This window comes from Nocardioides bruguierae (assembly GCF_023554635.1).
Taxonomy (GTDB): Bacteria; Actinomycetota; Actinomycetes; order Propionibacteriales; family Nocardioidaceae; genus Nocardioides; species Nocardioides bruguierae.
Genome location: NZ_JAMJPH010000020.1, coordinates 108,296 through 120,670 on the forward strand (window position 1 = coordinate 108,296; position 12,375 = coordinate 120,670).

At 74.4% G+C, this 12,375-nt stretch carries 15 protein-coding genes; 3 read left to right on the forward strand and 12 right to left on the reverse strand.

The genetic code is table 11. From position 1 onward, the window contains the following. The first annotated feature begins 11 nt into the window (after nucleotides 1-11). Nucleotides 12-479: a GNAT family N-acetyltransferase gene (locus tag M8316_RS10980; protein WP_250054529.1), complete on the forward strand. Its 468-nt coding sequence runs from the start codon at nucleotides 12-14 to the stop codon at nucleotides 477-479. A 505-nt stretch (nucleotides 480-984) separates the two neighbouring features. Here the strand turns inward: M8316_RS10980 and M8316_RS10985 are convergent. The 3 genes from M8316_RS10985 to M8316_RS10995 all read right to left on the reverse strand — a co-directional run bounded on the left by M8316_RS10985 (nucleotide 985) and on the right by M8316_RS10995 (nucleotide 2,569). Next, entirely contained in the window at nucleotides 985-1,530 is a 546-nt protein-coding gene (locus tag M8316_RS10985; protein WP_250054531.1) for a GrpB family protein, read from the reverse strand. A gap of 11 nt (nucleotides 1,531-1,541) precedes the next feature. Continuing rightward, the gene (locus M8316_RS10990; protein ID WP_250054533.1) at nucleotides 1,542-1,766 is read right to left on the reverse strand and encodes a hypothetical protein; all 225 of its coding nucleotides are present in this window, start codon (nucleotides 1,764-1,766) and stop codon (nucleotides 1,542-1,544) included. Between the two features lie 296 nt (nucleotides 1,767-2,062). Next, on the reverse strand, nucleotides 2,063-2,569 hold the full coding sequence (locus M8316_RS10995) for a GNAT family N-acetyltransferase (RefSeq protein WP_250054535.1): 507 nt from the start codon (nucleotides 2,567-2,569) through the stop codon (nucleotides 2,063-2,065). A gap of 38 nt (nucleotides 2,570-2,607) precedes the next feature. Here M8316_RS10995 and M8316_RS11000 point away from each other — a divergent pair, with 38 nt between their 5' ends. Beyond that, nucleotides 2,608-3,429, forward strand: coding sequence for an SCO6745 family protein (locus M8316_RS11000; RefSeq protein WP_250054537.1), 822 nt, complete (start codon nucleotides 2,608-2,610; stop codon nucleotides 3,427-3,429). Here M8316_RS11000 and M8316_RS11005 read toward each other — a convergent pair. From M8316_RS11005 to M8316_RS11035, 7 genes are all read right to left on the reverse strand, one after another. Continuing rightward, on the reverse strand, nucleotides 3,395-3,805 hold the full coding sequence (locus tag M8316_RS11005; RefSeq protein ID WP_308195996.1) for an NUDIX hydrolase: 411 nt from the start codon (nucleotides 3,803-3,805) through the stop codon (nucleotides 3,395-3,397). The genes M8316_RS11000 and M8316_RS11005 overlap by 35 nt on opposite strands. Nucleotides 3,806-3,873: 68 nt before the next feature. Further along, nucleotides 3,874-4,476, reverse strand: coding sequence for a DUF2695 domain-containing protein (locus M8316_RS11010; RefSeq protein WP_250054539.1), 603 nt, complete (start codon nucleotides 4,474-4,476; stop codon nucleotides 3,874-3,876). A gap of 219 nt (nucleotides 4,477-4,695) precedes the next feature. Further along, nucleotides 4,696-5,292 (reverse strand): hypothetical protein, encoded by a 597-nt coding sequence (locus tag M8316_RS11015; RefSeq protein ID WP_250054541.1) that lies wholly within the window; start codon nucleotides 5,290-5,292, stop codon nucleotides 4,696-4,698. Then, nucleotides 5,289-6,632 (reverse strand): DUF58 domain-containing protein, encoded by a 1,344-nt coding sequence (locus tag M8316_RS11020; protein ID WP_250054542.1) that lies wholly within the window; start codon nucleotides 6,630-6,632, stop codon nucleotides 5,289-5,291. The genes M8316_RS11015 and M8316_RS11020 overlap by 4 nt, the downstream gene beginning before the upstream one ends. 3 nt (nucleotides 6,633-6,635) lie before the next feature. Continuing rightward, nucleotides 6,636-7,688 carry an AAA family ATPase gene (locus tag M8316_RS11025; RefSeq protein ID WP_308195997.1) on the reverse strand — a complete coding sequence of 351 codons (1,053 nt, stop codon included), beginning with the start codon at nucleotides 7,686-7,688 and terminating at the stop codon, nucleotides 6,636-6,638. Further along, nucleotides 7,689-8,243 carry a hypothetical protein gene (locus tag M8316_RS11030; protein WP_250054544.1) on the reverse strand — a complete coding sequence of 185 codons (555 nt, stop codon included), beginning with the start codon at nucleotides 8,241-8,243 and terminating at the stop codon, nucleotides 7,689-7,691. After that, nucleotides 8,240-9,025: a DUF4129 domain-containing protein gene (locus M8316_RS11035; RefSeq protein ID WP_250054546.1), complete on the reverse strand. Its 786-nt coding sequence runs from the start codon at nucleotides 9,023-9,025 to the stop codon at nucleotides 8,240-8,242. Before M8316_RS11035 ends, M8316_RS11030 begins: the two co-directional genes overlap by 4 nt. Nucleotides 9,026-9,167: 142 nt before the next feature. Here M8316_RS11035 and M8316_RS11040 point away from each other — a divergent pair, with 142 nt between their 5' ends. Continuing rightward, a complete protein-coding gene (locus M8316_RS11040) occupies nucleotides 9,168-10,652 on the forward strand; it encodes an MFS transporter (protein WP_250054548.1) in 1,485 nt (494 codons plus the stop codon). Here M8316_RS11040 and M8316_RS21100 read toward each other — a convergent pair. Beyond that, complete coding sequence (locus M8316_RS21100; protein WP_250054550.1) at nucleotides 10,615-11,490, reverse strand: DUF402 domain-containing protein; 876 nt, start codon at nucleotides 11,488-11,490, stop codon at nucleotides 10,615-10,617. The two genes, M8316_RS11040 and M8316_RS21100, sit on opposite strands and share 38 nt — an antisense overlap. 10 nt (nucleotides 11,491-11,500) lie before the next feature. Continuing rightward, a complete protein-coding gene (locus M8316_RS11050; protein ID WP_250054552.1) occupies nucleotides 11,501-12,355 on the reverse strand; it encodes a metallophosphoesterase family protein in 855 nt (284 codons plus the stop codon). Between the last annotated feature and the right edge of the window lie 20 nt (nucleotides 12,356-12,375).

A 12,375-nucleotide genomic window follows, 5' to 3' on the forward strand; every position in this document is an offset into this window, starting at 1 on the left:
ATCGTGAGGGCGTGCTTCCAGACCCGACCCCGAGACTTCGGTTTCGCCAGATGACTGCGGGAGACCTCTCGGAGATCGCGACCCTCCAGATAGGAGGATCGCGCGGGCCGTCCGGCTGGATCGAGTGGACGCAACGCAACTACGATGAGCACGGGTTCGGGCTCTGGGTGATCGAGACTCACACCGGCGACTTCGTTGGCGACTGCGGTCTGACCATGCAGGAGGTCGAGGGCGAGTGGTTCGTCGAAGCCGGCTGGCACGTGCGATCGGACCTGCAGCGTCAGGGATATGCCAGTGAGGCAGCCGCTGCGGTTCGGGCAGCTGCCGCAGCCGCCCACATCGAGCATCTCGTCGCAATCATTCGCCCGGCCAACATCGCCTCCCAACAAGTCGCGATGAACATCGGCCTTGCACTCGAGCGCGAAGTGCACAAGAACGGCGGTCCCGCGCTCGTCTTCGGCGCCGACCTTGCGATCTGACGAGTTGCGTCAGATCCAGTCAGACGGATCTGGCAGCTTGGTCCCAGTCATTGCGACTCACCACCGGCCAGCCGGCCCGTCATGCGTCAGTTTCAATGAGACGGGAAACTCGCTGGCCAGACTGAACCCAGCGCTGACCAGGGGAAGCACAGCACGGGACGTCGTCGTGACGTTGGTGCAACTTCAGAGCATCGCGTATGGCTGGCCACGCGAGTGCTCCCCAGCGCTCCGGGGCACCCAGATCGCCTCCGAGTCGGTAGCTGCGAGCCTGGTTCGGAGCAACCTCTCTGGGAGGGGCCATCGGATGCCCCGCATGGGGATCGACGATGACGACTGTCTCCAGGCCACATCCGGCGCGACGCGCTGCGATCGCCCGGGCGGCATGCACGATTGCCTCGCCCGCTATCTCGCGGCTGCGCTCATAGGCGTCGCTTCGCGAGTCCCGGACTGCCGGAGGAGCGCAGCCTCGGCGCCACACGAGTGACAAAGTACGCCCGATCGCGTGTCAAGCGGACTGGTCGTTGAGGCGCAAGATCTGGAGGCGCTCCCCTGCCGTCATGTCCGACACCGCGAGAACCTTCTGGAGCACCGCAGACTTCCGGGCGATGTAGGTCTCGATGTCCATGCTGGGGTCTACTGCGAGCGCCAGCTTCACAGCCGCGTACTCGTCTCGCAGATCCGCCCGAGCGCGGAGTACCTCGCGCACGGCGAGGTGATTGCGAACGTGGAGCGTTTCGGCGCGACAGACATAGACGTTCCGCCGTGGACTCTCGTCTGGAGCGTAGAAGGCCTCCCGATCGGCAACGCCCAGGTCGCCACGGTGAACGTACCCAGCGGAGCCCATGGCGGCCACCGCCTTCGCCATCTCCTTGCCGTCGACGATGACGTCAATGTCCAAGATGGGCTTGGCCGCGAGCCCGGGAACGGAGGTGGAGCCCACGTGCTCGACTCGCGCGGAAGCCAACCCGGTGAGAGCCTGCCGCAGATCCCTTGCGACCACCTCAAACTGCGCTGGCCACGCCGACGAGTACGGGACGACTACGACAGGCACCGGGTGATCCCTCAGCCCCGCGTGGTCATCCGCGCGTGCACCAGGTTCAGGTTCACGAGCCCCTGCCCCACGACGGCGACCGCCAGGCCGACGTCGCCGATCCCCGGGAGCACGCCGTCACTGGCGACCGCCCCACGCACCAGGATCATCAGCCCGACGCCGCACGAGAGCGCCAGCCAGGTCCAGGCCAGCGCCAGGAGCACCGACCACGCGCGCGACGGCGTGACAACGGGCACCGTCGGACGGTGCTGACGTGCCGGCAGCCACGCGACGTCCCGCGGGATCGGCGTCGGCGCCACCGGCGGCGGCTCGACGGCTCTCATGGCGGCGATCTCGGCAGCAGCGCGACCGTGACGTGACGGACCCGAGGAGTTCACGCGGGCAAGACTGCTCTCCGATGTGACCGCTGTCATGCATTCGTCGACACTCGTCGACGCGGTCAAGACCACCGGAACGAAGCGGACGCGATCTCGCCCGCGCCGCGTCTCGGTGTGGCATGCACCAGCGGAACAGACGGCGCCACCAGTACGCGTCAGCCGGCAGCCAGCCGCTCCAGCGCCTCACCGGTGACGCGCTGCACGGTCCACTCGTCCATCCCGACGGCGCCGACGGACCGGTAGAACCCGATGGCGGGCTCGTTCCAGTCCAGCACCGTCCACTCGAAGCGTCGGTACCCCTGGGCGACGCACTCCGCGGCCAGGGCCACCAGCAGCGCCTTGCCGTAGCCGTGCTTGCGGTGCTCCTCCTCGACGAAGAGGTCCTCGAGGTAGAGGCCGTGCCGGCCGGTCCAGGTGGAGAAGGTCAGGAACCACACCGCGATCGCGACGACCCGGCCGTCCCGCTCCACCACGTGGGCGCTCACCTGCGGCGCCTCGCCGAACAGCGCCGCGGTCAGGTCGGCCTCGGTGGTCTCCACCGCGTCCGGCTCCCGCTCGTAGGCCGCCAGCGCGTGGATGCAGGCCAGGATGCCCGCCTGGTCACCCGGCCGCGCCCGTCGCAGCACCGCACCGTCGTCCAGGACCCTGCTCTGCTCGCTCACGCCCCGAACCTAGCCGCGGGATGGCCTAGATTGCGCTCGTGTCCACGCCCGCCCGCGCGCTCCACGACCTGCTGGAGCCGGTCCACCTGGTGACCTACTTCTCCGAGGAGCCCACCGCCCAGCTGGAGCGGCTCGGGCTGCGCGGCTACTGGGACGGCTACATGGCCGGCCGCGCGGCACCCCTGGGCACCGCGTCGGCCGCGGTCGTGCACGCCGCGTTCTACAACTTCTTCCCCGGCGAGGTCGCCCGCCACGTCCCCCGGGTCTGGCGGGTGACCACGCCCGAGGAGGCCCTTCGCGCACGGCAGGACGGGGCGGTGCTGGCGCTGCGCCGCATCCTGGGCCCGCTGGCCGACTCCCCCGGCCTCGCCGAGGCCGCCGACCTGGCCACCGCGGCGGCGGCCGGTGCCCCGGTCGAGGGACGGGTGCTGAGCGCGGCGCTGCAGGCGCTGCCGGCACCGCAGGAACCGGTGGCCCGGCTCTGGCACGCCGCCACCGTGCTGCGCGAGCACCGCGGCGACGGGCACCACGCCGCACTGGTGGCCCACGACGTGCGCGGCCCGGAGGCCCACCTGCTGCTCTGGGCGTCGCTGGGCCACTCCCCCCGCACCTTCGGCCGCGTGCACCACCGACCGGCGCGGGACCTGGACCCGCTCATCGCGCGACTGCAGGGTGCGGGGCTGCTCGACGAGCACGAGCGCATCACCGACTGTGGCCTCGCGCTGCGCGCGTCCGTCGAGGAGGCCACGGACGCCGCGGCTCGCCCGGCCTACGACGCGCTGGGCGAGGCAGGCGTCGCGCGCCTGGTCGAGACGATGGCCCCCATCACGACCCGGCTGCTGGAGACGGGCTCACGGTGAGCGCCGGCACGACGTGGTCGCGCAGCAGCGGGGCCAGGTCGTCCTCGGGCGTGGCCAGCGAGGACCACCGCAGCTCGGCGATCTCGCCGGACCGGACGGGCTCGCCCGGGAGGTCCGCCGCGTAGACGGTCGAGACGACCGAACGGCCCGGCTCGTTGGCCGCGGGGGCCGCGAACTCCCCCAGCAGCCGCAGGTCGGCGGCGGCCACGTCCAGCGCGACCTCCTCGGACACCTCGCGGCGGGCCGCCTCGAGCGGGGTCTCCCCCGGCTCGAGCTTGCCGCCGGGCAGCAGGAACATGGTCGTGCCGGCCTTGCGGACGGTCAGCAGCCGTCCGTCACGGACGAACGCGACCGCAGCGAGGATGATGGGCTCCACGGGACGCCAGCCTGGCACGGCGTCGCTGCCGGCACCTACCCGGCCGATCGAGGCCCACGAACGTTAGGTCAGACCTGGCGGTCGTGGTGCCACAGCGAGCACGCGCCGCCCTCGTGACCGCGCACGACCCCGCGGCATCCGCGGTCGTCGGCCGGCACGTCGACCCCGAGCAGGCGGCAGTCGCAGGCCTCGGACTCCCCGCGCCGCGGGTCCAGCGAGGCCTGCCCGGGCGCGTGCAGGTCGCGGAAGCGCCGGGACCAGCGCAGCGTGCCGTCGCAGCCGAGCTCGTCGGTGGTGCGGGCGACGTAGCAGCGCAGGCACTCCCCCGGCCGCGGGTCGACCAGGTCGGCCGCCACGGCGCGGAGCTCGTCCTCCAGCGCCCGGACGAGACGGGTCTCCTTGCGCGTGAGGCGCCGGAACCGGTCGCTGGGGGCCTGCCAGGTGCTGGGGCCGGCGGTGGCCGGCTCGTCCACGGGCTCGGACATGAGGGTCCACACGGCCGCGTCGGCGCCCAGGTAGGCCATGGGGCTCGCGCCGAGCAGCCAGCTCCAGCGGCTGCCGCGCGCACGCCGGAGCTCGGTGCACGCGCAGCGCGAGCAGTCGGTGCCGGGGCGGTAGTGCTCGTGGTGAGCGGCGGCGTGGCCGCACTGGCACTGCGGGGAGCGGGTCATCGTGGTCTCCGGGGGACGGTGGTGGCGGTCGGCGCCGGGGGGAGGCGTGCTGCTGCCTCCGACACCATCACCACGTGCGCCCGGGCAGAAGGGTCCTTCACACCTTCCTCATCCCCCCGGCCGGAACCAGTCCATCCCCTTCACACGGATCCCCCGAGGAAGGACCTTCGTCCTGCTGACCTGGGAAAACGGACCTGCCCGGCCATCATCACCCCTCCATCACCCCTCCGCCTCGGCGCGCAGCGTCAGCGAGAGCCCTCCCACGACGAGGACGACGGCGGCCACGGCGAGGCCCCACAACGTCGAGGACTCGGGCGCACCCGCCAGGGCGAGTGCCGCTGCCCAGGTCCCCACGACCACGCCGACCAGCGCCGAGGCTCGCCCCGCCCAGCGGCCGAGGACCGTGCCCGGTGGGCCGACCCGCGCGGGGCCGGACGAGGCCAGCGCGGCGCACAGGTGGGCGAGCAGCAGGCTGGTCGCGCCGACGACGGGCCAGGCGTCGTCGAGGCGTGGGTCGGCGATCAGCCACCAGACGAGGACCACCAGCGAGACCACGATCCCGACGACCGAGTCGGGCACGACGGCCCACACGACGCTCAAGCCCAGCAGGACGACGCTCAGCCACGACCAGGGCCTCGTCCCCGAGCCGGCCGTGCACCACAGCGCCGCCAGCGGGAGCAGGAGGACGCCGAGCCGGAGGAGCCGCTGCGTCGGCGCGCTCTCGGACCACCGCCCCCAGGCGTCGCCCACGACGCTCGAGGACAGCCGCGCCCGGGAGAACGGCACGGAGGACGACAGCGACCTCACCAGGTTCATCGCGCCACCCGGTGCGGTGCCCGGCCACGGCGGGAGAGGCCGCGCAGGACCTGCTCCAGGGACGCCGGCCCGCTCCACCGCACGACGGCGCAGCCGGCGGCCTCGACCCGGGCCAGCAAGGACTCCCGCTCGAGCAGTCGCAGGCGCCAGGCCAGGTCCGCGACGTCGGCCCTCAGGCCGTCGCGCGCCTCCAGGCGGGCGCCGCCACCGAGCGTGTCGACGACGAGGAGCGGCAGTCCGCGCTGGGAGATCGCGGCGACGGACGAGGTGACGCGGTCGTCCAGCAGCGAGGAGAGCACCACCACCAGCGTCCCGGCCGGCAGGTGACCGACCGGGAGCCGCGCTCCCCCGGCCGTCCGCGAGGCCACGGACCCGGGATCGGCGCGCACGCCGGCCAGCACGCCCAGGAGCCGCCGCTGGTGCCGGCGTCCGCTGCCCGGTCGCAGCTCGCGGGGAACGCCGCCGGAGAGGACCCGCAGGCCCACCCGGTCGCCGCGGCCGGTCAGCCGCTCCCCCAGGGCCGCCGCGACGCGGACGCCCGTGTCGAGGCTGCTCTCGCGCCCGCCGGCACCCTCGGAGGTGCCCTGGTCGCCGTAGGCGTCGACCAGCAGCAGGACGCCGCCGTCGACCTCGGCCCGACTGGTCACCACGTGCAGCTCTCCGGTACGCAGCGAGACCCGCCAGTTGATCCGTCGCAGCCGGTCGCCGGGGGCGAAGGCCCGGATGTCGTCCGGCTCGACCCCGCTGCCCGCCCGGCGCGCCGCGTGGGCACCGACGAGCCCGTCGGGGTCCGGGTGGGCGGCGCTCGTGGCCAGCGTGGCGGGTCGCGGCAGGACGTGCAGCGCCGGCGGCAGCAGCGGCACCGGGCCCCAGGCCCACCCGTCCCAGCCCGCGGTGGCGCCCACGCCCACCCCGCCGGGCTGGTGCGGTCCCCACCGGCGGGCCTCCAGCCCGAGGCGCACCCGCACGGAGCCGTCCGTGCGGGGCGTGGCGCGGGCGACGTCGACCTGCTGCGTCCCGCGCCACGGGCGCAGCCGCAGCCAGGGCACCTGGTCGGCCACGACCGTGAGGGTCTCGGCCTCCCGCGCGTCGGCGACGTCAACGTGCAGCGTCGTGGTCGCGCCCTCGGTCAGCACGTGCTCGCGGACGCCCACGACGGCGCGCGGCGCCTGGTCCGGACGCAGCACCAGCTGCACCAGGACGAGCACCACCCACGGCGCCACGAGCACGAGCAGCACCAGCCGACCGCTCACCACCGCCAGCCCGAGGCCCAGGCAGGCGACGACGATGCCGCGGACCAGCACCGGCGACATCCGCCAGCCCGTGAGCTGCTGCTCCACGCCTCAGCCCACCGCGCCGGGCTGACCTGCCGGAGCGGGCACCCGGGCCAGCAGGTCCCGGACGACCCGCTGGGGGCTCGCCTCGCTCATCCAGAGCTCCGGGCGCAGCACGAGCCGGTGGGCCAGCACCGCCTCGGCCGCCTCCTTCACGTCCTCGGGCACCACGTAGTCGCGCCCGGAGACCAGGGCCAGGGCCCGGCCGACGAGCGCGAGGGCCAGGGAGCCGCGCGGCGAGGCGCCCGTGAGCAGGTCCGGGTGCTCGCGGGTCGCGGTGACCAGGGAGACGCAGTAGGCCACGATGCTCGGGTCGACCGCGACCGCCTCGACCCGCTGCTGGAGGGCGAGCAGGCCGCCGGCGTCCACGACCGTGGCGACGTCGACCTCCTCGCGACGACGGTCCAGGCGGGCCGTGACGAGCTGCTCCTCCTCGCTGCGGGCGGGGTAGCCGAAGGAGACGCGCAGCAGGAAGCGGTCCAGCTGAGCCTCGGGCAGCGGGTAGGTGCCCTCCTGCTCGATCGGGTTGGCGGTGGCCAGCACGTGGAAGGGCGCCGGCAGCGCGAAGGTCTCCCCCTCGATGGTGACCTGCCGCTCCTGCATCGCCTCCAGCAGCGCGGCCTGGGTCTTCGGCGGGGTGCGGTTGATCTCGTCGGCCAGCAGCAGCTGGGTGAAGAGCGGCCCCTGCCGGAAGGAGAAGGACGAGGCGCGCGGGTCGTAGACGAACGAGCCGGTCAGGTCGGCGGGCAGCAGGTCCGGGGTGAACTGGGCACGGGCGAAGTCGAGGCCCAGGGCACGGGCCAGGCTGCGCGCCGCCAGGGTCTTGCCGAGGCCGGGCAGGTCCTCCAGCAGCACGTGGCCGCCCGCGAGGACGCCGGCCAGCACCAGGCGCAGCGGCTGCTCCTTGCCCAGGACGACCCGGTCGACCTCCGCGAGGACGGCCCGGGCACGGGCGGAGGCCTCGGCCAGCGTCAGGCTCTCGGACTGGTTCTCGGACTGGTTCTCGGGCTGGTTCTCGGGCTGGGTCTCGGGGTGGCTCTCGGGGTGCGGGACGGTGCTCACTCAGATCTCCTCGAGTCGTCGGACGGTGGCGGCGAGCTCGTCGGCCCGCCAGGGTCGGTGGGGGCCGGGGGTGTCGCTTGCGTCGCTCGCGCCGGCGGCCGCCAGCAGCCGTCCGTGCACCTCGGCTCCGAGCAGGTCGGCGGCGGCAGACGCTCGCAGCACGTCGAGCGGGGCCTCACCACTCAGCCCGTGGCGCCGACGCAGGGCGTCGGCCGCGACGGCGGCCACCCGTGCCTCCAGCTCGTCGTCACCGCCACGCGAGGTCAGGTGCGTCTCGACCCGCCGGACCCAGGCCGCCAGCCGCAGGTCCATCGTCGGGGGCGGGGAGCCGGGGCGGTGCTCCTCGGTCCAGCCTCCCGCGCCCACGCGCATGGCGTCGCCGAGCAGGAGCAGCGTGAGCAGCAGCAGCGCCACGACCAGGACCAGCGGCACGAGCACCGGACCGAAGTCCAGGGCACGCAGCAGCAGCACCAGCAGCACGGAGGGGACCAGGACGAGGAGGGCACGGCGCCCCGCCGCCTCCCAGCCGTGCAGGTGCGGACGCTGCCCGCTCACGGCGCACCGTCCACACCTGCGCGGCCACGACGGGCCCGCCCCGAGCTCAGCGAGTCCTGCACCCCCTGCAGGTGCACGAGCGCGGCGGCACGCGCGCCCTCGCCGACCTCCTCGGTCGACCAGCGGGCGCGGAGGTAGAGGCCGGCCAGCCCACGCAGGTGCTGCTCGTCGACGCCCAGACGGTCCAGGACGCTCTCGGCCAGCTCGGTGGTCGTCTGCCACTCCAGGCGGGGCACGCCGGCGGCCGCGACGGCTGCCTCCACCCGGCCCCAGGCCTCGAGGACGGCACCACGTGCGTCCCCGGCCAGGACCGCCGAGACGCGGGCGTCGTGGTCCCCGACCAGCGCGGCCCGGGCGCGCTCCAGCACCTCGTCCTCGTCGAGCCCGTCGTCCAGGCCGCCGTGCCGGTCCAGGGACGCCGGACGACCGGCGCTGTAGGCGTGCCGGTCCCGCAGGACGGCCCACAGTGCCAGGAGGAACATGCCGATGCCGAAGGCGCTGCCGGCCAGGACCCCGACGGCGACCCAGCCGAACGGGCGCGCCTGGTCGCGCGTGACCTCGTCCGGGCCCGGTGGCGGGGGCACGGGCTGCTCCTGCTCGTCCGGCGAGAAGGTGATCTCGACCCGGGTCGGGCCCGTGCCCTCCGTCAGGGAGACCGGCCCCGAGGCGGTGCCGACGAGGACGGCCAGCAGCAGCAGCGCCCCCAGGCCCGCAGCGAGCCCGACGAGGACCCGGCGACGGGCGCGCGGCAGCGACGGCGCGCGTACGGGTGTCTCTGACATCGCCGCCCACCCTAGCCACGCGCCAGGGCCCGTGGGTCACGTCCGTGTGACCGAGCACTCCCGTCCCGCGTCGACGGCCCGGGAACAACACACCCCCGCAGGCGGTTGTCTGCGTCAATCACCTGCGTCTGGAAGGCCGTGCATGACCTCCGCTCCCCCGTCCTCCGCCGAGACCACGGCTCCCGCCCCCGGCGGCGCCGCCGGCACCCCGACCGCGCCCCGCCGGGCCGCCGAGCCCCACGTCGAGGGACGCCACCCCGGCTTCTCCGTCGCCGCCCTGTGCATCGCGGGCCTCGCCGTGTCGCTCTCGCAGACGATGGTCGTCCCGATCCAGGGGCGCCTGCCCGAGCTGCTCGGCAGCACGGCGTCCGCGACCGCCTGGGTCATCACCGTGACCCTGCTGGCGGGCGCCGTGGCCATGCCGGTGGCCGGCCGCCTGGCCGACATGCTCGGCAAGCAGCGCGTCGTCGTCGCCTCCGTGGTGATGCTGCTCGTGGGCTGCGTCATCTCGGCCCTCGCGTCCTCGCTGGTGCCCATGCTCATCGGGCGGGGCCTCCAGGGCGCGGCCATGGGCCTCGTGCCCGTCGGCATCGCGCTCATGCGGCAGATCACGCCGCCGCAGATGGCCGGCCAGGCGATCGCGGCGATGTCGGCCACGCTGGGCGTCGGCGGAGCGATCGCGCTGCCGCTGTCGGCGTGGATCGTCCAGGTCGGCTCCTGGCACTGGCTGTTCTGGGTCTCCGCGGCGCTCAGCGCCGCCGTGCTCGTCTTCGTGCTCGCCGCCGTGCCGCACGTGCACGACAAGCACGAGGGCCTCACCTTCGACGTGCCCGGCGCCGTCGGCCTGACGGTCGGGCTCGTCGCCCTCCTCGTGGGCATCTCCCGCGGCTCCTCCTGGGGCTGGGGCTCGGCCTCGACCCTGGGCTGCATCATCGGCGGCGTGGTGGTCCTCGCCGCGTGGGTCGCCCTGGAGCTGCGCGTCGCCCAGCCCCTCGTCGACATCCGGACGACGGCCCGCCCGGTCGTCCTGCTGACCAACGTCGCCGCCATCGCCGTGGGCTTCGGCCTCATGGCGCAGATGGTCGCGATCCCCCAGCTGCTCCAGCTGCCCGAGGCCACCGGCGTGGGCCTGGGCCAGTCGCTCCTGGCCGCCGGCCTCTGGATGGCGCCCAGCGGTCTGATGATGATGATCTGCGCGCCGATCTCGGCCCGGATGATCGCCACCATCGGCCCGAAGCCGACGCTGGCGATCGGCGCCTTCGTGATCGGCCTCGGCTACGTCGCCGGCCGCCTGCTGATGGGCGCCCCGTGGCAGCTGCTCGTGGCCACGATCGTCATCGCCGCCGGCGTGGGCATCGCCTACGCGGCCATGCCCACCCTGGTGCTCGACGCGGTCCCCGCCGCCGAGGCCGGCTCCGCGGTCGGCGTCAACGCGCTGGCTCGCGCGATCGGCACCACCACCGCCTCCGCGGTGATCGCCACGATCATCACCAGCGACCTCGGCCCGACCGGCGCCCCCAGCGCCGACTCGTTCCACACCTCGTTCGTGGTGGGCGGCGCCGTGGCGATCCTGGGCGCGCTGGTCGCGCTCACCATCCCCGCGCGGCGTCGGCAGCGCGCAGCGTGACCTCGTCCAGGCCCTGACGTACCCCGGGGTCGTCGAAGCGGAGCGGCTCCTGCCACGCGGCGGGCAGCCGCTCCGCTGCTCTCCAGGCCTCCCAGGCGGGGTCGGAGAACGGCCAGGCGCGCGGCTCGAGCAGCTCGCGGCGCGCCTGGTCGCCCAGCGCCCGGACGGCGTCCGCCTGCGCGGCCGTGAAGTGACCGGCCGGCACCGTCGCCTCCAGCTCGTCGGCGTCCTTGAGCCAGAGCCCGTCCCCGTCGAGCCAGAGGTCGAGGACGAGGTCGCGGCTGTGCGTGCGCGCCGACCCGTCCGCCGGGCGCAGGTGTGGCGCCTCGAGGTTGACGTAGTGACCGGCGAACCCGTCCGGGGCGTCGGTGTCGGTGAAGTACCAGACCGACCAGGGCTTGCCCCGGGGCAGCGCTCGCAGCACCCCGCGACCCTGCCACGGACGTACCGCCGCTCGGCGCTCGACCATGAACCGCTCGACGAGCCCGCGGTCCCGCAGACCCGTCCCGTCCACGGGCAACCGGTAGAGCGACTCGCTCCCCGTGGGCATCCACGCGACCAGGCCGTCGGCGTCGTCGGCCACCACCCGCAGCAGCGCGCAGCCCTGGCCGTACCACCAGGCGATCACGGTGCCGGGCTCCCACGGCCGGCTCTCGCCGTGGGCCACGAGCGAGTCGTCGGCGCCCCCGTGGCCGGGGTGCGGGTCGTGGAACGACGCCAGCACGGACGCGGGCGGCGCCGGCGTCGCCGGGGCCGGCCCGTCCAGCAGGACCATGCTCCCGCCGCTGGCGGACGTGGTGGTGGCCGTGCTGGAGGTGCTGGTGTGGTCCGAGGTCACGCCTCGGACGCTACGCCAGCGCCCGCGACGCCCGGCTCGGGCCGGTGCCGAGCGTGCGCGCGTGCCCGACGCGGTGGTGGCCGGGATCGGTGGGGACGTCGCGGCGGTAGACGCCGGTGAGCAGCTCCTGCTCCCACGCGGCGTAGCCCGGCATGCCGACGGCACGGGCGTGCGCCAGCTCCGCCTCCACGTCGTAGGGCACCCGGACGTGGGTCATCGAGAACCCCGCGTCCTCAGTGCCGCCGAGCACGCCCTCCAGGAGCAGGTAGACCGGCGTCGGGTCACCGACGTTGTTGCCGACGCTGCCGGTGTTGACGATCGTCCGGCCCTCGTCGGAGGTCACGAACGGCTCGTGCAGGTCGCCGTAGACGACCACGTCCGGCGCCTCGTCGGCACCGAAGAGCGTGTGCGGGCTCGCGGCGATCGCGGGGGTGTGGTCGAACAGCGCCCGCTGCTCGGCGGCCGGCGAGGAGGGTCGGACGCGGTGGTGCACCGAGTCCGCGGAGGCGTGGAACATGCGGAACCGTCGGCCCGAGAGCCACAGGTCCAGCGAGAACGGCTTGGCCAGCAGCCACGCGGCCTGGCCCGGGGCCAGCTGGCCGGCCCAGAAGTCCAGCTCGGGGGTCGGCTCGCGGTCGGGCGCGGGCAGGTAGTCGTCCCAGTTGCCCAGGACGCTGATCTCGCACCGCTCCTGCACGAGCGAGACCACCTCGGCCCCGCGCGGCCCCTTGCCGACGTCGTCCCCGAGGTTCAGCACGTGCGTGATGCCCCGGGCGTCGAGGTCGTCCAGCACCGCCTCGAGGGCGGTGAGGTTGCCGTGGACGTCGGAGATGACCGCGAGGCGATCGTGCTGCGAGGGGCTCACGACGCCAGCCTAGGCGCGTG